Annotated in this window: 14 protein-coding genes and 1 riboswitch; of the genes, 9 read left to right on the top strand and 5 right to left on the bottom strand. The window is 59.6% G+C overall.

Translation table 11 applies throughout. The features are described from left to right. The first annotated feature begins 2 nt into the window (after positions 1-2). From OK351_RS09035 to OK351_RS09000, 8 genes are all read left to right on the top strand, one after another. A complete protein-coding gene (locus OK351_RS09035; protein WP_265158069.1) occupies positions 3-2,027 on the top strand; it encodes a hypothetical protein in 2,025 nt (674 codons plus the stop codon). A 50-nt stretch (positions 2,028-2,077) separates the two neighbouring features. Beyond that, the gene (locus OK351_RS09030; RefSeq protein WP_265158385.1) at positions 2,078-3,649 is read left to right on the top strand and encodes a class I SAM-dependent DNA methyltransferase; all 1,572 of its coding nucleotides are present in this window, start codon (positions 2,078-2,080) and stop codon (positions 3,647-3,649) included. Next, positions 3,649-4,839: a restriction endonuclease subunit S gene (locus OK351_RS09025; protein WP_265158384.1), complete on the top strand. Its 1,191-nt coding sequence runs from the start codon at positions 3,649-3,651 to the stop codon at positions 4,837-4,839. The genes OK351_RS09030 and OK351_RS09025 overlap by 1 nt, the downstream gene beginning before the upstream one ends. Positions 4,840-4,913: 74 nt before the next feature. Then, on the top strand, positions 4,914-6,026 hold the full coding sequence (locus OK351_RS09020) for a PDDEXK nuclease domain-containing protein (RefSeq protein ID WP_265158067.1): 1,113 nt from the start codon (positions 4,914-4,916) through the stop codon (positions 6,024-6,026). A 142-nt stretch (positions 6,027-6,168) separates the two neighbouring features. Next, a complete protein-coding gene (locus OK351_RS09015; protein ID WP_265158064.1) occupies positions 6,169-9,378 on the top strand; it encodes a type I restriction endonuclease subunit R in 3,210 nt (1,069 codons plus the stop codon). Positions 9,379-9,647: 269 nt separating this feature from the next. Then, entirely contained in the window at positions 9,648-10,829 is a 1,182-nt protein-coding gene (locus OK351_RS09010; RefSeq protein ID WP_265158061.1) for an AI-2E family transporter, read from the top strand. 56 nt (positions 10,830-10,885) lie between these two features. Continuing rightward, positions 10,886-11,344: a MarR family winged helix-turn-helix transcriptional regulator gene (locus OK351_RS09005; protein ID WP_265158058.1), complete on the top strand. Its 459-nt coding sequence runs from the start codon at positions 10,886-10,888 to the stop codon at positions 11,342-11,344. A gap of 103 nt (positions 11,345-11,447) precedes the next feature. Further along, positions 11,448-12,602 (top strand): cytochrome P450, encoded by a 1,155-nt coding sequence (locus OK351_RS09000; protein WP_265158055.1) that lies wholly within the window; start codon positions 11,448-11,450, stop codon positions 12,600-12,602. A 5-nt stretch (positions 12,603-12,607) separates the two neighbouring features. Here the strand turns inward: OK351_RS09000 and OK351_RS08995 are convergent, their stop codons facing one another. Beyond that, complete coding sequence (locus tag OK351_RS08995; RefSeq protein ID WP_265158052.1) at positions 12,608-15,805, bottom strand: DEAD/DEAH box helicase; 3,198 nt, start codon at positions 15,803-15,805, stop codon at positions 12,608-12,610. 170 nt (positions 15,806-15,975) lie between these two features. Beyond that, positions 15,976-16,098: riboswitch (SAM riboswitch) on the top strand. Positions 16,099-16,131: 33 nt separating this feature from the next. On the opposite strand from OK351_RS08995, the gene OK351_RS08990 reads away from it, so the two are divergent. Next, on the top strand, positions 16,132-16,683 hold the full coding sequence (locus OK351_RS08990) for an OsmC family protein (protein ID WP_265158050.1): 552 nt from the start codon (positions 16,132-16,134) through the stop codon (positions 16,681-16,683). A gap of 197 nt (positions 16,684-16,880) precedes the next feature. Here OK351_RS08990 and OK351_RS08985 read toward each other — a convergent pair whose 3' ends face one another. The 4 genes from OK351_RS08985 to OK351_RS08970 form a co-directional block, all read right to left on the bottom strand. After that, positions 16,881-17,363, bottom strand: a complete 483-nt coding sequence (locus OK351_RS08985; protein ID WP_265158047.1) for a DUF3237 family protein — start codon at positions 17,361-17,363, stop codon at positions 16,881-16,883. Positions 17,364-17,438: 75 nt separating this feature from the next. Continuing rightward, positions 17,439-18,269: an ATP-binding cassette domain-containing protein gene (locus tag OK351_RS08980; RefSeq protein ID WP_265158045.1), complete on the bottom strand. Its 831-nt coding sequence runs from the start codon at positions 18,267-18,269 to the stop codon at positions 17,439-17,441. Position 18,270: 1 nt separating this feature from the next. Then, positions 18,271-19,980, bottom strand: a complete 1,710-nt coding sequence (locus tag OK351_RS08975; protein ID WP_265158043.1) for a dipeptide/oligopeptide/nickel ABC transporter permease/ATP-binding protein — start codon at positions 19,978-19,980, stop codon at positions 18,271-18,273. Continuing rightward, positions 19,977-20,918 (bottom strand): ABC transporter permease, encoded by a 942-nt coding sequence (locus OK351_RS08970; RefSeq protein ID WP_265158041.1) that lies wholly within the window; start codon positions 20,916-20,918, stop codon positions 19,977-19,979. Before OK351_RS08970 ends, OK351_RS08975 begins: the two co-directional genes overlap by 4 nt. Between the last annotated feature and the right edge of the window lie 15 nt (positions 20,919-20,933).

The following is a 20,933-nucleotide window of genomic DNA, read 5'->3' as shown; positions in this document are numbered from 1 at the left end:
TAATGGCATTCACCGAGGCTCTCTCCTTGGCTGATATCGCCCGGCTTGCCAAGGTCCAACGTCCGGTGGTCAGTGTCTGGCGAACACGAAGTCGGGATAGCGCGCGGCCATTCCCCGAACCGAAATTCCAGCGGAATTCACAGGACTACTTTGATCTTGGGCAGGTCGTGACATGGCTGCAGGAAACAGGACGCGGGAACAACCCGCATGCGGCAGAAGACGCTGCCGCATTCTCCATTGAGACCCGGATGGCGTTCGAAGAAGTCTCGGCCCTCCTGGCGCTACGCGCGCTTAGCGACCAACCATTAACGGGCATGGATGCTGATGAGTTGCTGGATCTGGCCGACGACATCGATCCGGATGACGAATTCTGCTATTCCGAGATCGAGCAGCTTGGTGACCGGATAATGCCATTGGCTGGCTACTGTGACAGGTTGGTCGATGCCTCATACGGTGCGGTGCCGGCGTTTGAATTCCTGCTCACCGACCGATTTCGGCTGGCACATCCCCCCTTGTCGCAAACGGCGCTAGACCATGACGCATTACAGCTGCTGGCAACCGCTGCCCTGGAAATCAGCGGACGACCCCGGGTCTTCGCTGAAGCCACCCCGGTGGGAAGCGACCTGCTGGTTGCCGTGGCAGAGCTCCTTGGCGAATCAACCGATGGAACTTTCCTTCTGGCCGAGATGCCCAGAAAGGGTTCGGATCTCAGCAGGCTGGCCACGCGACGGATAGTCGTCCTAACGGCCCTACGAGACAATCTTTCTTCCGCTTTGCCCCATAGCGCGCCGCCGGGCGTGGTGTATCTGGCCCAGTATCCGGGGCCCGGGGCTCCCGACATGGACGAGGTCTCCATCCTGCAGGCCATTGACGATCTGGTTTTGCAGCTTGGGCCGACAGACCGCGCAGTAATTATTGCTCCCGCCTCGTTGCTGATTGACCGGTTGGACTCCGCCCATCTGGAAGGGACACGGTCTGCGACTCTTCGCTCTGGCCGCGTACGGGCCGCCATCCGGCTGCCGCAAGGACTGATGGTATCCAAGCCGCGCCAGGCCATGGGACTGTGGGCTCTTGGCCCCGAACCGAAGTCGGTACCTCTGGGCGAGCGCGGGGTCATGGTTGCCGATCTATCCGAGTACACACTGGATGAAGCCGTCGTGGGCGATCTAGCCACTGATCTTGCGGCGTCACTTGGCGGTCCCGAGACCATCCACAAACATGCTTTCCGGTTCGCCAAGCTGGTGAGGACCAGCTCGCTGCTGGCTTCGGCCTCCGGTCTGATCCCGCGCGCGGCTCGGCATCAGCAGGGCATACCACCGAGACCTGACACTGCAGCCGAATCCCTCATTCGCCTCGAAAACGCCGTTGAGTCGGCCAATGCCTCAGCAATCGCACGGCCAGCACTGGGATTCGATGTCGTCTCACGTTCAGCGGGACAGTCCGCTGATCCATACCGTACGCTGGCCTCATTGCACGAAGACGGATCAATTCGCACACTGCCCGGAACACGAATCGACGATGCGGATTTATCCCGTGTTGGTGATTCGGGAATTAGTGTGTGGACGGCCCAAACCCTGGATTCTTCTGGCACCTCCGAGCGGATGGATCCCATGCTGTTGGCCGCCCACTACCCGCGCGCCATTCTGACCGAACCAGGTGATATCGTCTTTCGGACTGGGCCTACCCCAGCTGCGGTGGTGGATTCGCACGGTGCCAGCGCCGTCCAGTATCCAGCGCGCATCCTGCGGGTCAGTAAGAATTCAGGGACAGGCCTACTGCCCACCGTGCTCGCTGCGGAAATGGCCGCTTCGAAGCCCGGCCCTTGGAGGCGTTGGAGTGTTCGCACTGTCCCCCCGGATCAGGTTGATACCCTCGCTGAGGCGTTGACCGTGATTCACCGGGAGCGGGAAGCCGCCGAAGAACGCCTGAAGCGGTTGGCGGACGTCGAAACCCAGCTCATGAATGGATTGATCATGGGCAATCTTGAGATGATGAGAAGTATGAACAGTATGGAAGGACGGCCCTAGTGGCAGCAACAAGAAAAGCCGCGGCCAAGCAGGCAGCGGTACCCAGCACCATGAAGGAGCTGAAGGACACGTTGTGGAAGGCCGCGGACAAGTTGCGTGGATCCATGGACGCCTCCCAGTACAAGGACGTGATTCTGGGTCTGGTGTTCCTGAAGTACGTTTCGGATGCCTTTGATGAACGCCGTGAACAACTCGGTCAGGAATTGGCCGCCGAAGGTATGTCCGAGGACCAGATCGCGCAGCTGATCGACGATGTGGACGAATATACCGGTCGTGGCGTCTTCTGGGTTCCCGACACTGCCCGCTGGGAGTACCTTGCCCAAAACGCCAAGGGCCTGCCCGCTACGGGCGGTGAAGCACCCAAGAACATCGGTGAGCTCGTGGACGCCGCCATGGATGCCATCATGGCCGCCAACCCGACCCTGGCCGCTACCCTGCCACGTATCTTCAACCGGGAATCAGTGGACCAGCGCCGTCTGGGTGAACTGATCGACCTCTTCAATACCGCACGCTTCACCGGCCAGGGCGCAGGCCGGGCCCGAGACCTGCTCGGCGAGGTCTATGAGTACTTCCTGGAGAAGTTCGCCCGCGCCGAAGGCAAACGCGGCGGGGAGTTCTACACCCCAGCCGGGGTGGTGCGTGTCCTGGTAGAGGTACTGGAGCCAAGCAGCGGCCGGGTCTATGACCCGTGCTGCGGCTCCGGTGGCATGTTCGTACAGACCGAGAAGTTCCTCGACGCGCACAACGAGGACCGCACAGCGATTTCCGTCTACGGGCAGGAACTCAACGAACGCACTTGGCGGATGGCCAAGATGAACCTGGCCATCCACGGGCTGAACGCCAACCTGGCGCCACGGTGGGGTGATACCTTCGCCCGTGACCAGCATCCGGAGATGCAGGCCGACTACATCATGGCCAACCCACCCTTCAACATCAAGGATTGGGCCAGGAACGAAGCCGATCCGCGATGGCGTTACGGGGTACCCCCGAAAAACAACGCCAACTATGCCTGGATCCAGCATATTCTCTCTAAACTTGCACCGGGTGGTACCGCCGGTGTTGTCATGGCCAACGGTTCCATGTCCTCGAACTCCGGTGGCGAAGGACAGATCCGTGCCGAGATTGTGGAGGCGGATCTGGTTTCCTGCATGGTCGCACTGCCTACCCAACTCTTCCGTTCCACGGGAATCCCGGTGTGCACCTGGTTCTTCACCAAGGACAAGAGCGCAGGTGAACAGGGTTCGGTGGACCGCACAGGCCAGGTACTGTTCATTGATGCCAGAAACCTCGGTTACATGATCGACCGCGCTGAACGTGCGCTAAGCGATGAGGACATCGCGAAGATCGCTGACACGTACCATGCGTGGCGTGGCAGTGCGTCAGCGGACGGCAAAGAATACCTAGACGAGGCTGGCTTCTGCTATTCGGCAACCTTGGCGGAAATCAAGGAGGCAGACTATGCGCTCACCCCGGGACGCTACGTCGGCGCGGCCGAGGTTGAGGACGACGGCGAACCGATCGAGGAGAAGATTGCACGGCTGAAGAAGGAACTATTCGAACAGCTTGAGGAATCTGAGCGGTTGGCGGCGGTTGTACGCGAGCAGTTGGGGAGAGTTTCGTGATGACGAACATTCACCTCACTTGGGCCGACCTCGGAACCACATTCGACGGACCACACGCGACTCCTCAGCGCGTCAATGAAGGGCCATATTTTCTGAATATTTCCAGTCTGAATAGTGGCCGACTTGACCTCGAAAAATCGGACCACGTTACCCCTGAGGAATTCGCAAAGTGGACGCGACGGGTAACACCGCAGAAGGATGATCTACTGTTTTCGTACGAAACCCGACTTGGCGAAGCTGCATTGATGCCAGATGGAATTGAAGCATGCCTTGGCCGACGTATGGCGTTACTTCGACCTAATCGAGAGATTGTGAATCCCCGTTTCTTGCTCTACTTCTACCTGAGCCCAGCATTTAGGCAATTGATCGAGCAAAATACGATACATGGAGCGACGGTCAATAGAATCGGCCTGTCAACAATGGGTAACTGGTCACTCTCGATCCCTCCAATTGACGAACAAGGAAAGATCGCTGAAGTCCTCGGTGCTCTCGACGACAAGATCGCTACCAACAACAAGATCGCCCTCACGATCGAAGCTCTCGGTTCTGCCAGATTCCGACAGTTAGGTCTCGATACCGAGCCTTCGAATGACTATGTTTTATTAGGAGAGTATTTCGACCTCAATCCTCGTCGAAATCTCAAATCCGATAACCCCACGATTATAGATATGCAAGCTCTACCGACGACTAGTCCTATGATAGAACAGTGGAATACTGGCGTACGCAAAGGCGGTGCGAGGTTCACTAACGGAGACACTCTGATCGCAAGAATTACCCCGTGCCTCGAGAACCGGAAGACGGCTTTCGTTGATTTCTTACGCGACGGAGAAGTAGGAATCGGTTCAACTGAGTTCATCGTCCTAAGGTCTAAGAATGACCTTCCTCTTGGGTTGTCCTACTTCATGGCCATCAGCGAGCGATTCCGTGATTTCGCGATTCAGAATCTGGTGGGAACTTCTGGCAGGCAGCGAGTGTCTGCGGCGGATCTGGCTAGACACACCTTGACCCCTGCTGGGTCCTCCGAGGTTCGCGCATTCGGGGAATGGGCCGATCGTAGCCTCCAGTACCTAGGTTCCCTCCGCGAGGAGAACCGTTCCTTAGCCACGACCCGCGATACCCTCCTTCCCCACCTCATGTCGGGCAAACTCCGTGTCAAGGAAGTCGAATCGCTGGTTGAATCCGTCGTGTAACCGGTCACGATTTTGTCCGTAGCATGGGATAAGTTCTAGTTAGAGGTTGCTTTACAAGGGGGAGGACAAGTGGCATGGCTTCGGAAAGCAAGACATCTGATTCCGACGACGTCACGCGGTTTGCCAGCACACCGCCTGCCACCGGCCTTCCCCTGTGGTATCCGACGCTTCTTGATTCTGTTAGTGAACGGATATCCCAAGACCAACAGCGTGCCAGTCTTGCTGCCAATCAGGAGCTGGTAAGTACTTATTGGCACATCGGACACGATATTCTCGCCCGTCAGAGCGAACAGGGGTGGGGAACCAAAGTCATTGACCGGCTCTCCGCCGACCTCAGGGACCGTTACCCAGGTATCAAGGGATTCTCCCCTCGAAACCTGAAATACATGCGCTCATTCGCCGAAGTGTGGCCTTCAGATTCAATTGTGCAAGAGCCGCCTGCACAATTGCCGTGGTATCACCAGATCGCTTTGCTTGAAAAGCTTGACGATGAATCCACGCGCATTTGGTATGCCCATCATGCAGTTGCTGAAGGTTGGTCCCGCAATCACCTCGTCCGCCAGATCGAAACACGACTGCACGAACGTTCCGGCCAAGCAACCTCTAGTTTCCAGGCGACCCTCCCACCGCTAACGTCGAGCATCGCCCAGGAAGCGTTGAAGGACCCCTACGTCTTCGATTTCCTGACCATGAGCGAAAAGCGCAGCGAGCGAGAGCTTGAGGGCCAGCTCCTGCAACACGTCGAACGCTTCCTGCTGGAGCTGGGGCGCGGATTCGCATTCGTCGGTCGTCAAATTCGCTTGGACGTGGCAGGGGACGAGTTCTTCCCTGACATGATCTTCTACAATTTCGTCCTTCGTCGATTCGTCGTGATCGAACTGAAAGCAACCAAGTTCGAACCCGGCTATCTGGGCCAACTGGGCATGTACATGAGCGCCGTTGACGATCTGCTGGCCCAGCCGGGTGACGAACCGACGATCGGACTACTGCTGTGCAAGACCAAGAACTCCGTGGTTGCCGAATACGCATTGCGCGGTTTCAAGTCACCCATCGGTGTGGCGGAGTGGGCAACCGAACTCAAGGAAGCACTGCCCGAAGAGGTGTCCAGCAGCCTGCCGACCATCGATGAGTTGGAAGCCGAACTCGCAGGTTCCGGGATCGATGAGGAAGCCGGCCGCGAAACATGACAGCCGAGAAACACCCGAGCCGTTTCATCCACGGGGCTTCAGGCATGCGCAGGTCATGTCTGAACCGTGCACTTTCGATTCCACTACTAACTATCGAACAACGCCTGACTAACCTCCTCCCTGAGAACAAGGATTTGGCTCCATGACATTGCAGACCCGTTTCACCGAAGCCGATTGGGAATCGCTCGCCCTCGAGCGGCTCGGGGACGAGAATTGGCGACCGATACAGGGTGAGAAGATCGCCCCTGGTGCAGGAGAACGAGAATCCTGGGACGAACTGCTGATCCGTCCCCGGCTGCTGGCCGCGCTACGCAGGCTCAACCCCGGCGTGCCGGAGCAGTACCTGCAACAGGCGCTGGCGGAGATCGTTGCCCCGCAATCCCAGGACGCGATCACCGAGAACTACCGCATCCACAAGATGTTCACGGAAGGCCACCGGATCAACTATCTGGATCCCGATGGCACCGAGCAGAACCCCACGCTGCGGATTCTCGGGACCGAGGAAACCGACAATGACTGGTTGGCGGTCAGCCAGGTCACATTGGTGCAAGGCGAGCATCGCCGACGTTTCGATGTGGTGCTCTACTGCAACGGCATGCCGATCAGCATCATGGAGCTGAAACGGGCTGGTTCGCAGACCGCAGATGTCACCGCGGCCCACGCCCAACTGCAGACTTACCTGCGTGAGTTCCCTCTGGCTTTCCGCTTTTGCGTCTTCACCCTGGCCTCCGATGGGCTCTCCGCCAAGTACGGTACCCCGTTCACCCCGCTGAACCACTTCTCCCCCTGGAATGTGGATGATGACGGTGTGCCGGTTCCGCTGGATGCGGTTCTGGATGGAGAAGCCGTGCTTCCCATCGAAACCGCCATCACCGGTTTGTACAATCCCACCCGCTTCCTGCAACTGGTACGTTCCTTCACCGCCTTTGATGCCGGTGGCGATGGGCTACTTAAACGTATTGCCAAACCGCACCAGTATTTTGCGGTCACCAAAGCCGTAGGAAACACGGTCGAGGCTGTACGATCCCATGGCAAGGCCGGCGTAGTCTGGCACACCCAGGGATCGGGCAAGTCCATGGAAATGGAGCTCTACACCGCTGCCGTCATGCGCCACCCGGCGCTGAAGAATCCAACGGTTGTAGTGATCACCGACCGCAACGAACTCGATGGCCAGCTCTATTCCGGATTCGCCCGCTCCCAGCTCTTGCCTGATACCCCTCGGCAGATCCGCCGACGGGCGGAACTCCGTGCCGAGCTTTCCGGACGGGTCACCGGGGGCATCTATTTCACCACGCTGCAGAAGTTCGGACGCAGCAAGGCCGAGAAGGATGCCGGGGCCGAGCATCCATTGCTCAGCGACCGACGGAATATCATTGTCATCGTGGACGAGGCACACCGCAGCCACTATGACGATCTGGACGGCTACGCACGCCACCTGCGTGATGCCCTCCCCAACGCCACCTTGATCGCCTTCACCGGTACCCCGATTTCCTTTGACGACCGCAACACCCGGGACGTCTTCGGCGACTACATTGATATCTACGACCTGTCACGTGCCGTTGAAGACGGTGCCACGGTACCGGTGCACTTCGAACCCCGCCTGATCAAGGTTCGCATGGCCGAGGGGATGACCCAGGAGGACCTGGACGCGGCCGCGGACGAGGCCACGCTGGGATTGGATGACACCGAGCGTGCCCGGATTGAACAATCCGTGGCCGTAGTTAACGCCGTCTACGGTGCCCCCGAACGTCTTGGTGAACTGGCTAGGGACCTGATTTCCCATTGGGAAACACGTCGTGACGCCGTGGCCCCGTTCATCGCCGACACGGCAGGCTCCCCGACCTACGGCAAGGCCATGATCGTGGGCGGTACCCGGGAAATCTGTGCCAACCTCTACTCCGCCATCATCACCATGCGTCCGGACTGGCATGCGGAGGACATCGACCGGGGCAAGATCAAGGTGGTCTATTCCGGTACCGCCTCCGATGCACCGCCGATCTCCGATCATGTCCGCCGGGATTCCGAGAACAACGTCATCAAGGAACGCCTGAAGAACCCGGAAGACGAGCTGGAACTGGTGATCGTCAAGGACATGATGCTCACCGGCTTCGATGCACCCCCTTTGCACACCCTGTACCTGGACAGGCCGTTGAAGGGTGCACTGCTGATGCAGACACTGGCCCGGGTCAACCGCACCTTCAGGGGCAAGAGCGAAGGGCTGTTGGTGGCCTACGCCCCACTGGCCGAAAACCTTTCCAAAGCCCTGGCCGAGTACTCGCAGAGCGACCGTACGCACAAGCCCATGGGCAAGAACATCGACGAAGCGGTATCGCTGGCCGTTGACCTGGTGTCCCAGCTACGCGGGATATTGGTCGGCTACGACTGGCGTGCAGTACTGTCAAAGCCCGGCCCCAAGGCGTTCCTGAATGCCTCGACCGGAGCGGTGAACTACCTGCGCGACTCCACCACACCGGGCAATGCGCCTGACGCGGACGGCGCCCAGCCCTTGGCGGTCCGCTACCGCGAGGTTGCCGGACGTCTTGCCCGAGCATGGGCGCTCTGCACCGGATCCGGCCAGTTGGAGCAGCTACGTCCGGAAATCCAGTTCTACGAGGAAGTCCGGGTCTGGATGGGCAAATACGATGCCCAGGATCGGCAGTCCCGCGGTGAACCGGTACCCGAGGAGATCCAGCGGATGCTCGGACAGCTGATCGCCACCGCCACTGATGCCACCGGCGAGGTATTGGATATCTACGACGCGGCCGGTATGCCCAAGCCCTCCTTGGACGATCTGACCCCCGAGTTCATCGCCAAGGCCCAGAAAGCCCGCAACCCCCAGTTGGCCATCGAAGCCCTGCGCAAGCTGGTGGCCGACGAATCGATGAAGTCCACCCGCAACAACACGATCCGCCAGCGAGCCTTCTCCGATCGCATCACCGAGCTGATGAACAAGTACACCAACCAGCAGCTCACCAGCGCCGAGATCATCGCCGAGCTCCTGGAGTTGGCAAAGGAAGCGCTGAAGGAGGCCAACCGCGGGCAACGGTTCTCACCTCCGCTGGACTATGCCGAACTCACCTTCTACGACGCCATCACCCAGAACGAGTCCGCCGTCGAGATCCAGGGTGAGGGCGTGCTCGCGGAAATCGCGCGCCAGCTGGTTCAGGTCATGCGCCGTGATGTGCGCACCGATTGGACCGTCCGGGAGGACGTACGCGCCAAGTTGCGTTCCCAGGTCAAGCGGCTGCTCATTCTGAACGGATACCCGCCGGATGAGCAGCCGGAGGCCATCAGGCTGGTCATCGAGCAGATGGAAGTCATGGCGCAATTGGAATCCAGCGCCAAGGCCTGACGCCGCACCAACGGGGATCGAAACGTCCGGACAAGTGATAGATGCAAGGAGAACGTAACTGGGTCCGATCCCTCGTGTAGGCCATGGCTGCGATTTTCCGGGATCCTGCAACCCATCCTCATCTCTCGGCAACGACCTATTGCTTTGCGCTCTGACATGCGTGCTACTGTTCGTTTTGATGGCAACCGGTCGATCCATTCCCACCAGGGAACGTGTTGGCAGTGGTCACCAGGCCGTCACCTTGTTGACCGAGTTGGAAGGCCCTCGCAATGAGCAAAGAAAATGAGCCAGTCCCTCCCGCGGCTTCCGATGTGGTCTCAACTGAGGCGTCAAAAGAACTGTCACTGCCGGACCCCGAACCGGCCGAGGTTCCTCGCACCGGTTCCTCGCCGCTGCAGGCAACCGTTTCACGTCCGTTCATGCTGGGCCTGTTCATCACCCTCGGCGGGCTAACCGCACTGGGATTCGCCTTCACCCTGGGCAGGATCTCAACGATCCTGATGTATGTGGCCTTGGCGATTTTCATTGCCTTGGGACTGGATCCGTTGGTCCGCTGGTTGCAGCGCCGCGGCCTGAAACGACCTTTGGGTATCGGACTGGTCTATGCCACCTTCCTTCTGCTGGTCACCGGACTGACGCTGCTCATCTCACCCGTGGTGGTCCAGCAACTGACGAGCTTTATCGGATCCATTCCACAAATCATCACGGATTTCCAAACCTCGGATGCCTTTCTATGGGTCACCGAGAACTACGGCGACCAGGCTTCGGACGCATTGGCAACAGTTTCCGGTTTTGTGAGCGACCCGCAGAACCTGCTGGCCTTGACCGGTGGTGCCCTGCAGGTGGGGATCGGTATCGGCAATGTGCTTTCCGGGGCGTTGATCGTCCTGGTACTCAGCCTGTACTTCCTGGCCTCGCTGGAGACCATGAAAAGCTGGCTGGTCCGGCTGCTCCCCGCCTACGAACGCCGGCAGACCGCGAGCCTGGTCGAGCAGATCTGCCATTCGGTGGGCGACTACCTGGGCGGCATGACGATCCTCGCGCTGATGAATTCGATCCTCGTGGGGCTCCTGTCCATGATCCTGGGCCTGGCGTTCCCGCCACTGATGGCAGTCACGGCATTCTTCATCACCCTGATTCCATTGATCGGTACCGTCTTGTTCTGGGGCATTGGAACCGTGGTGGCGCTGTTCCACTCCCCGACCGACGCATTGGTCTTCGCGATCGTCTACTTCATCTACATGCAGCTCGAGGCCTACCTGCTCACCCCGAAGATCATGAACCGCAGTGTGGCCGTGCCCGGGGCATTGGTGGTGATCGGTGCGCTGGTCGGAGGCACCCTGCTGGGCCTGCTCGGCGCCCTGGTTGCCGTCCCGATCACAGCGTCCATCATCCTCATCGTCAAGCAGGTCCTCATCCCCAAACAGGATGCCAAGACCGCGGCCCCGTAGCGTCGCGTCACGTCTCCAACTCGTGAATGTTCCCGCGGAAAACTACACTTGGTCTCATGCACGATGAACACTTGCTCAATGCGCTCGAAAACGAGTTCACCGCCGTCCTGTTGCACGCCCGGCAGACCTTGCTGCGCCGGGCCAAGGAGATCCACCCTGATCTCCAGGCGCCGGGGTATCGGATCCTTTCGATCCTGATTCGCGAAGACGCGCAGCAGCAAGGTTACCTGGCTGAGTCCCTGCAGCTGGACAAGGCCACCATCTCCCGGCTGGTCAAGCAGCTCGAAGGCCAGGGACTGATCAGCCGTGTCACTGATCCCAGCGATGGCCGGGCGCAGCTGGTGTCGATCACCGATATGGCACGTGAAGCCTGGGTGAGCAGCGGACAAGCCGTACGCCAGCGATTGCATGACCGCTTGAACGAGTGGAGCGCGGATGACGTCCAGCGGTTCACCGATCTGCTGCACCGCCTGAACGAGAACATCAATGCCGGGGATCCGACCCCGAATTCGTAACTTCCGGTTCCGTTTCCCCGACTCCTGACGATTACCCCTGTCCTTTGGCGGATTAACCGCATAGCCTGACACTCATCCAGGTCGTCACCGGGCGGGAGCGAACATGTGCGCTACATCCATACCGAACTGGGATCCCCGTGATCCCGAGGTTTTGGAGGATCAGATCAGTGCCTACGACGGATTGCGCGCGCAATGCCCCATCGTGCACAGCGAGTTCCTCGGGTATTCGATTCTCGGACATGCCGATGCCTTGCGGGTCCTGAACGACCCGGACATCTTCAGCAATGCGGTATCCCACCGGCTGACTGTTCCCAACGGCATGGATCCGCCGGAGCACACCGAATACCGCGCCATCAACGACAAGTACTTCACCGATGAGCTGATGGATAAGTTCGAACCGGTCTGCCGGAAGATCGCCGTCGGTCTTCTTGATGCCTTGCCCCGGGGACGCGCCATCGACATCATCGAATCCCTCGCCGAGCTCTACGCACTCAGGGTCCAGAGCGCTTTCCTGGGGTGGCCCGCGTCGTTGGAAGAACCCCTGCGGGCCTGGACCGAGAAGAACCGGGTGGCCACCCTGGCACAGGACCGCCCGGCCATGAAGGCCATTGCGGTGGAATTCGACGGCTACATCCGGCGGCTGCTGGCCGAGCGCAGGGCTGCCGGTCAGGCCGCACCCCAGGATCTGACCACCCGGTTGCTCAAGGAACAGGTGTACGGTCGGCCGCTGACCGATATGGAGCTGATCAGCCTGTTGCGCAATTGGACTGTCGGGGAACTGGGCACCATTGCCGCCAGCGTGGGAATCCTGATCCACCAGCTGGCCACGAACCCGGAGCTGGCCAGCCGGTTACGCGGCGAGCCGGGTCTGATTGGCGTGGCCAATGACGAGGTGCTGCGCGCCCACGCCCCGCTGATTGCCAATCGGCGGATCACCACGGGTGGGGCGGAAGTCGCCGGACACCGCATCCCGGAGAACCAGCGTGTCACCGTCGTGTGGGCCTCGGCCAACCGGGATGAAACTGTTTTCGGTGATCCTGATGAGATCCGGCTGGATCGCGATCCAGCCTTGAACCTGTTATACGGTGCTGGCATACATTACTGTCCGGGGGCACCGCTGGCCAGATTGGAGCTCCGGGTGTTGGTGGAGGAACTGCTTACTCACACGACCTCCATCTCGCAGGTCGCCGGCATGGCACCGGTCAACGCGCACTATCCCGGCAGCGGATTCGCCTCCTTGCCTCTGGTACTTCGCTGAGCTTGCTACTCCATCAGCGCCAGGAAATCATCCGCGCTGAGCGTATTGGACTGGCCCGTCTCCGTCTGCTCACCGAGCACGTCGTTGAACAACCGGGTCTTCTTCTCCTGCAGGGCCAGCACCTTTGATTCAATGGTTCCCTTGGCGACCAACCGGTACACGTGGACCGGCCTGGTCTGCCCGATCCGGTGCGCCCGATCCACCGCCTGGGCCTCCGCCGCGGGATTCCACCACGGATCGAGCAGGATGCAGTAGTCCGCGGCCGTCAAATTGATCCCGAACCCGCCGGCTTTCAACGAGATGAAAAACACCGGGTATTGCCCTTCGGTGAACCCGTCAATGAGTTTTCTACGGTTCTTCTGGCTCGTGGACCCATCCAGATAGCCGGTCTGAACGCCCAACCGCTCGGCCACGTCCCTGGCCTTGGCCAGGAATCCGGTGAATTGGCTGAAGACCAACACCTTATGCCCCTCGGCCACCGCATCGGCGAGCAGTTCGCCCAGCAGCTGTAATTTGGCGCTCGGTGCGTCCCCCTCGTCGACGAGGGAGGGATCCAACGCCAACTGGCGCAACAAGGTCAACGACTGCAGGATCCGGAACCGGTTGGAATCCACGTCCTCGACCAGGCCCAGGATCTCCTGCCGCACCCGCGCGAAGCGGCGGTCGTAGGCCTTGCGGTGGGCCGGGTCCAGCTCCACTTCAAGTATCTGCTCGGTCTTCGCCGGCAGATCCGTGGCTACTTGTTCCTTGGTACGCCGCAGCACGAACGGGCGCAACCGGCTCTTCAACCGCTGCAGCCGGTCCGTCCTGCCCTCCGCGATCGGTTTGGCGTAGTTGTCCTTGAACGCCTTCAACCCACCCAGCAGCCCCGGGGCGGCCAGGGAAACCAGCGCCCACAGCTCCAGCAGGTTGTTCTCCACCGGGGTTCCGGTCACCACGAACTTGCACGGCACCACCATCTGCCGGGCCTGCTTATACCCCTTGGACGTGTGGTTCTTCAACTGCTGCGCTTCATCCAGGATCAGCACCGAGAAATCCAGTTCATCGAAGCTCTCGAAGTCCAGCCGGAAGACGGCGTAGCTGGTGATCACCAGCTGCGCATCATGGGCGATGTCCACGGCCTCGGCAACGCTCAACCCGCGTTTCTTGCTGGTTTCGGCCAGCAGCGCGGTCCGCATCTGCGGGGCAAAACGGGCGGCCTCGCTATACCAGTTCCCCGCCACCGAGGTCGGGGCGACCACCAGGAACTTCTGATCCGGGTTCTCCAGCCGGGCGGCTTCCAGGGCCGCCAATAACTGCACGGTCTTGCCCAGCCCCATGTCATCGGCCAACACCCCGCCGAGCTGGTGGGTGCGCAGGAAATGCAGCCAGGCGGTTCCGTGCTGTTGGTAGTCGCGCAGGGTCGGGGTGAAGTCCGAGGGCAGCTGGGGCTGTTCCAGTTGCGCCCCCGGGCCCAGTTGGCGCATGGTCTGCAACCAGTCGTTTTCCTGGGTCTCGATGATCCCCAGGGCCAGGAGCTCCTGCCACCAGTCGATGTTCAATTTATGCATGCGGACTCCGTCGTTGCGCACGTCGGCCAGTTCGCCGGCTTCGGCGATCAGCGCGCGCAGTTGGGAGAACTGTTTGTCGTCCAGGTTCAGCACGGTACCGCTGGGCAACACCATGTAGGGTTGTTCGTCATTCAGGGCGGTGAACAACTCGGCGAACGGCACGGGTTCGCCGCCAAGGGTCACCGCGACTGCAAGGTCGAACCAGTCGTTGGAGCTGCTATCGACTTCCACGGTGACCTGTGGAAGTTCGTCGGTCAGCCGGTATTCCGGGATGGGTGACTTTTCGATGATCCGCACATCCGGGTGCTCACGCAGCAATGGCAGGGCGTTGAGGATGAATTCTAGGGCCAACCCCGGGTTCATCACGGTATCGAGGAACTTGCCGTTGATCGGAACCCCAAGGATTCTGGTGTGCTCCCCCAACTTGTCCGTGATCCCGGCCAGGATCCCTGTTTCCAGCTTCCGGTCGCGGTCCCCACCATCCGCGTAGCTCCATGAGTAGCTGACGCGCAGCGTGGAACGGTCTTGCTGCAGTCCGATCTCCAGGGCAGGACGGACCGGATCGGGGATCCGGTAGCTGCCATCCGGGCTGACCAGTGGCGCGATTCTGCGTAACCTTCCCAAGAGCGTGGATTCGAAACGGGCGATATCCTCCGTCGGGACCTCGATCCTGCCCTGCTCCGCCAGGTTCAGCAGCTCCGTGGACAGCGTGGTGCCCAGGACCGACAAATGCTGTGCGGAGGGCTTGTCCGGTTCATTCGCGGACAGCAGGGCCAGCTGGGCAGGTCGCCCGATGCCGAGCATATCCCACGGCTGCTGGGCCGACCCGGTGAGCTGGGCCTGGACACTCAACCCTGCGTCGGTGCGTCGCAGGTCGATCAAGGGGGTGAGTTCCCCGGGTAGGAACTCGATCGGCTTGCGGGCAGGGGAATCGTCGACGATCACGACCCCGACGTCGATGAGTTTCCGGAAGGATTCCACCAGTTGCGGCCCGGGAACGTCGTTGAGCACCATCCACGCATCATCTTGCTGCTGGTAGTAGTACTGGGTGGCCCGCTGCAGTCCGTGCAGTGCCACCAGAGCTGCGCGTTGTTCCCGTCCGAAGCGCGGATCCCCGTACAGGTGGCTCCAGGAGACCCCGGTTTGGATCCACCCGCCCCGGGCTCCCGGACGCATCGGCCTAACCCGAACGGTCCTGCTCAGTGCACCACGGTATCCGGTATTGACCGAGAGCATCAGGGCCAGCGGCTCGATGTCCTCGTCGTTTTCCACCGGCACCGGCGGCACGCTCTTGTTGATGGCCCGGTACCACTGCGGCAGCGTTCCGTTGGCACGGGCTCCCGGATCGCTGTTGACCATGAAATCATCAGGGTAATCGTTGACCAATTCCAGCAGGAATGCTCCCAGATGCTCACAGCTTTCGGCTTCCAGACAGTCCCCACAGAAGGTCCGCACCCCGACTTGCTCGTGCAGGTAGTCCATTTCCACGGCCACCTGGACATCGTCGACATAGCCCATGGCCATGGTGGAGCGCTCCTTGTATTCAAAGCCGATGTCGCTGAATTCGCAGATTTCCCGAAGTCGCATCCCCAGGAGGTAGGAACGTACTCCCAGTAGTTCCTCAACTTGCCTGGTCTGCAGTTGGAGCTCCATAAATGTGTGTCGTCCTGTCGCTGTTCCGGGCCGGGTCCGATGTTCGCGCGGCACCGGTTGAGGTAGGCCGCAACCCCTTCCCCAGTCTATCTATTGCGCCTTCGTCTCATGACGCCGCATGAAGCAGGCGTTTACCCCGCTGTGCCGTCCTTGGTAGAAAAGAACCACTGAATCACGAGTTCCAACCACTTGCAGCCCTGGCTGGTTGGACGGCAACCCTATCCGCGCCATTGTGCGGGGTGCTCCAGGTGATGATTCGACGCTCCTGAAAGCCAGGAACGTAAGCGATGGCGCCCCCTCGCGCCAGAAAGGGGAACACTCCTCCCATGTCGAATGCAACAAGCACACTGTCAGTGGCCGAAGACCGCGCGCGTCGTCTCCAGGAGGCCGGCCAGGCCTGGTCCGAACGACTGGCCCAGGACCCGGCAAACGGCCAGCTGACCTTCAGCACCACCGGCGAGGGCATCGGGTCCGTGGCCAGTACCATCAAGGCCGGCAAGCACAGCTTCCAGGTCGACGAGCCCGCCCCGCTGGCCGGTGACGATATCGCCGCCAGCCCGGTGGAATACGCCTTGGGCGCGCTGGCATCCTGCCAGATCGTGGTCTACCGGCTCTATGCCCAGCAACTGGGCATCCAGGTCGATGACATTTCCATCACCGCCAACGGCGACCTTGACGTGCATGGCCTGTTCGGTGCCAACGACGCGGTGCGTCCGGGATTCTCGGACGTCCAGCTGGAAGTGCAGATCACCGGGCCGGAAGCACTTGAGCGTTATGAGGAACTGCAGCGCGTGGTGGATGAGCGTTGCCCGGTCCTTGATATCTTCAAGAACCCGGTGCCGGTCCAGGCCACCGTCACGGTGACCTCGGCGAACTAGGTGGATACCGATGTGCGTCGTTGCCCCTGCCACGGGCAACAGCGCACATCGTTGTAGTCGCGTTTACGAAGCAGGAAATCCCGGGCGGGCAGACCACGCACGGCTCTGGCCCTTCTCCGGATTCCCAATGTTCACGGGTCGCACAGAAGCCAGCGTTCCTCGCTATATCGTATGTCGTCAGTTGCCCAGCGCTTTTGCTATAGAACCCGGAAAACCTGAATCCGGACACCATCCGTATACCGCTCGCCTGTTCCGATAAATAGTGACCTGTTAACCCATCGGTGGATGGATACATCTTCAACGCTCAGTGTAGGGACGCACCTGAAGTAGATTAGGTCCGGGTTGACCGTGCGTCCATCCATGAGGGCTTTGAGACTCTCCGGTTCGGCGGTTCGCACGGCATTGTTTTCCACCAGCAAGTTGGTCCCATCGTCCAACCGGATCACATAGTTCGCCTCCAGCAAGGCCAGATCGCCGACCGGGTACCGCTGGAAATCAGCGCCGGCACCGTATACCGTGCCGTTTAGTTGCGGACCTTGCATCTGTCCGCCACGGATTGGAACCACCTTTCGCTCGCCATTGGCTGTCTGCCCGATATTGATGGGTGTGCCAACATCCACGGTGATGGTTCCCGTGTACTCCAATTGTGGGTTCTTCGGCTCGATCCGTTTCTTCATCATGCTGTGTTGTCCTTGAGTATCGCTTCGCTAACAATGACCTCACCTACCAAGCTCATCGAATGCATCTGGTTGCCCTTAGGCATGTTTCAACGCCAACCGCGCCTCGCGACGTTCTTGTTGCATCCTGGGGTTCGGAACGGGTGCTGCCGCAACAAGTTTCTTGGTATATGGATGCGTAGGGTTGTCGCACACGGCTGCGCTGTCCCCTTCCTCCACTATGCGCCCTTGTTCCAGGACAATGACCCGATCAGCGAAAGTACGCACTACGGCGAGGTCATGGGTGATGAACAGATAGGAAACATCCAGCCCCTCCTGCAATTCGCGCAACAGATCCAGCACCGCTGCTTGGGTGGAAACGTCTAGTGCGCTCGTTGGCTCGTCGCACACGACGAGCTTGGGTTCCAAGGCGAGTGCCCGTGCGATCGCGATCCGTTGCCTTTGACCTCCGGAGAAGTTGCCAGGGTACCGATTGACCGTGTCCTTGGGCATATGCACGCGATCCAGTAATTCGACAATACGGCGTTGGGCTTGCGCTCGACTGAACTTTCCGGAAGCTTCCAGTGGTTCCACCAGAATCTGGCCAATAGTCAGACCTGGGTTCAAAGATCCATACGGGTTTTGGAATATCACTTGCAAGTCACCGGACATCATCCGACGATCCCTCTTGTTCATCGCCAGCAAGTCGTGTCCTTGAAACTCGATGTTCCCCTCGGCCGCAGGCGTCAGCCCCAGGACGGCTCGACCAATCGAGGACTTGCCTGACCCTGATTCACCGACCAGTGCAAGTGTCTGTCCGACGGCAATTTCGAAGCTGACGTCGTGGATAACCCGGATCGAAGACCTGCGCCAACCTGGGCGTTTGTATTCAATCGCCAGGTTTTGGACCGTCAAAAGGGAGTTGGTCATCTCATGCTCCTTGGACAAGGGTCGGGGTATTGGCGATTAGCGTTTTCGTATACTGCTGTTCGGGTAAGTCGAATATCTCTTGGGTTACCCCCGACTCGACGATCTCCCCGTTCTTCATTACGTAAATCCGCTCACAGATGTCGGCAACCACACCCAGATCGTGTGTCACCAAGACAATTGACATCTGTTCGGTATCACGAAGGTGCCTCAGCAGGTCAAGTATTTCTGCTTGGACCGTCACGTCAAGTGCTGTGGTCGGTTCATCAGCGATCAATAGCCGAGGTGAACCGGCCAACGCAATGGCGATGACGACCCGCTGCAGCATACCTCCGGACAGTTCGTGCGGATATTTGCCTAGGAGCCCCTCCGGGTCGGGCATTTGGACCTGGGAAAGCAGTTGCAGGCAGCGTGTCCGGATATCCCTTGATGTCCCGTTGGTATAGAGCCGGACAACTTCACCCAGTTGGGATCCGATGGTGAACGAAGGGTCTAGGGCCACCATTGGCTCTTGGGAGATCAAACCAATCTTCGCCCCACGGATATCTTGCAGTTCACGTTCGGTCTTCCCCACCAGTGGCACACCGTCGATAAAAGCCTGGCCTGTGGTTACTGCGCCGTTAGAGGGTAACAGTCCCAGCCAGCTTAATGATGTAACGCTCTTTCCGCTGCCGGATTCACCCACCAACCCGACGATTTCCCCTGGGTGAACTTCCAAATCGATGTTCTTCACTGTCCGCGTCGTTTCACCGTTGGAGGTGAAGCCAATGGAGTAGTCGATGACGCTCAGCCTTGCCTCGGTGTTAGGTGGTTCGATTCTGTCTGTGACCTTCATGGGTTTGCGGAACAACGATGCTGCCGGTTGTTTGCGTGATTCCGACGCCATATCGCGCAAGCCATCACCCAGGAACCCGAAGGCGAAGGTCATGACTGCGATGATTCCGCCGGTAATGACCAGGAAATACCCGTGGCCAGACATCACTTCTGCCGCTTCACCGACCATCGATCCCCAGCTGGGTGCTGGTGGTTTACTTGCCACCCCGAGGAAGCCTAGACCGGTTTGTACAGACAGCGCCACCCCGCTGAAGATGGACAGCTGCACCAAGACCGGCCCAACCACGCCTGGAACGATATGTCGGGACATGATCCGCAGATCCGTCAGGCCCGAAACCATCGCCGCGTCGACGTAGAGCTCTCCCCTGATCGCCAACACAGCTCCTCTCACTACCCGGGTCAGGTTTGCCGAGGCCAGCACGCCGAGTGTGATCATTGATGCCGGCTGACTTTGGCTGAACACGGCTAGTACCGCAAGGATAATGATGGTGTTGGGCAGAGCCATGAACATGTCCACTACTACCCCGACAATGCGGTCGACCAGCCCGCCCAGATATCCTGCAAGCACACCGAGCAACACACCCACCAATAGAAACACTGTCAGAGCCAGGGCCACACCGAGCAAGGCGGGTTGTCCCCCATACAACAGCCTGCTGAAGATATCCCGCCCCAAGGAGTCGGTTCCCAACCAGTTCTGAGCATCTGGTCTCTGTAAGGTCCGCGATAAGTCCTGTTGTAAGGGATCATGCGGTGCGATCAGCGGGGCCAAGGCCACCATCAGGATCACGGTCAGGATCAGGACGCTTGGCAATCCGACCGCCAGATTCATCCGGATTCGGCGACGCTGCTTGGGTGCTTGGATAGTTTCCAACGGGGTCATGAGACTCTCACCTTTGGATTCAGGACCGTATAGACCAAGTCGACGGCAATATTAATGATGACCACCAAGAGTGTGTACGTAAGCACCACCCCCTGGGTGACAGGCGTGTCGTGGTTGTTGATCGCGCTGACTGCCAGCGATCCCAGCCCCGGCAGCGCGAAGACATTTTCCACGAAAACCGTGCCGGAGATGCAATGGATCATCGTCAGGCCGATCATGGTGCTGACGGGTATGCCTGCGTTCCGCAAGGAGTGTTTCCACACGAGCGAGCCCCTGCCCACTCCCGCGGCCCGCAAGGTGCGAATATAATCGGTATTTAACGAGGTCAGCATGCTTTCACGTGTAACCTTGGCGATCGTGGCAACGCCATTGAGCGACAAGGCTATCCACGGAAGAACCAGACACAACAACCATGGCGAGAAGCCATAGGCCAGCGGCTCATACCCCGTGGCAGGGAACAGCGGGATGGCAATGGCGAACGCCGCCACCAACAGCAATCCGAGCCAGAAATTCGGAATCGCGAATCCTGCCATGGACAGCCCGTCAAGAACCTTGCTGATGGTGCCTCCGCGCACCGCGCTCCACACGCCCAACAGGATGCCGAGCACCGCGGCCAGTACAACGGCCCCGATCATTAGCGCCAAGGTTACCGGCAACCGTTGCAGAATACTCGTGGCCACTGGGATGGAAGTGAAAATCGAAGAACCCAAATCACCCTGGATCATTCCTCCCAAGTAGTCACCGTAGCGAGTGATGAATGGTTCATCCAGCTGCAGTGCCTGTCGCAGTTTCAGGTAATCAGCTTCACTGGCGTTGACTCCCAACAGTGTTCGAGCGGGATCACCCGGCACCAACCCCTGCAGGACAAAAGTCACCGCGGAAACCAACAGGATCAATGGCACGGACAACAAAACTCTTTGCCCTACAGTTTTCAGCATTTCCCCCACCTTCCT

This window comes from Glutamicibacter sp. MNS18 (genome assembly GCF_026107515.2).
Lineage (GTDB): Bacteria > Actinomycetota > Actinomycetes > Actinomycetales > Micrococcaceae > Glutamicibacter.
The sequence above is the reverse complement of the archived record's forward strand: the minus strand, read 5'-3'. Positions and strand labels throughout refer to the sequence as shown.

Coding starts and splice junctions, on each gene's coding strand:
- OK351_RS09000 (WP_265158055.1), top strand. CDS start 11,448: ATGTGCGCTACATCCATACCGAACTGGGATCCCCGTGATCCCGAGGTT.
- OK351_RS08995 (WP_265158052.1), bottom strand. CDS start 15,805: ATGGAGCTCCAACTGCAGACCAGGCAAGTTGAGGAACTACTGGGAGTA.
- OK351_RS09015 (WP_265158064.1), top strand. CDS start 6,169: ATGACATTGCAGACCCGTTTCACCGAAGCCGATTGGGAATCGCTCGCC.
- OK351_RS08990 (WP_265158050.1), top strand. CDS start 16,132: ATGTCGAATGCAACAAGCACACTGTCAGTGGCCGAAGACCGCGCGCGT.
- OK351_RS09035 (WP_265158069.1), top strand. CDS start 3: ATGGCATTCACCGAGGCTCTCTCCTTGGCTGATATCGCCCGGCTTGCC.
- OK351_RS09020 (WP_265158067.1), top strand. CDS start 4,914: ATGGCTTCGGAAAGCAAGACATCTGATTCCGACGACGTCACGCGGTTT.
- OK351_RS08970 (WP_265158041.1), bottom strand. CDS start 20,918: ATGCTGAAAACTGTAGGGCAAAGAGTTTTGTTGTCCGTGCCATTGATC.
- OK351_RS09030 (WP_265158385.1), top strand. CDS start 2,078: ATGAAGGAGCTGAAGGACACGTTGTGGAAGGCCGCGGACAAGTTGCGT.
- OK351_RS09025 (WP_265158384.1), top strand. CDS start 3,649: ATGACGAACATTCACCTCACTTGGGCCGACCTCGGAACCACATTCGAC.
- OK351_RS09005 (WP_265158058.1), top strand. CDS start 10,886: ATGCACGATGAACACTTGCTCAATGCGCTCGAAAACGAGTTCACCGCC.
- OK351_RS08980 (WP_265158045.1), bottom strand. CDS start 18,269: ATGACCAACTCCCTTTTGACGGTCCAAAACCTGGCGATTGAATACAAA.
- OK351_RS08975 (WP_265158043.1), bottom strand. CDS start 19,980: ATGACCCCGTTGGAAACTATCCAAGCACCCAAGCAGCGTCGCCGAATC.
- OK351_RS08985 (WP_265158047.1), bottom strand. CDS start 17,363: ATGATGAAGAAACGGATCGAGCCGAAGAACCCACAATTGGAGTACACG.
- OK351_RS09010 (WP_265158061.1), top strand. CDS start 9,648: ATGAGCAAAGAAAATGAGCCAGTCCCTCCCGCGGCTTCCGATGTGGTC.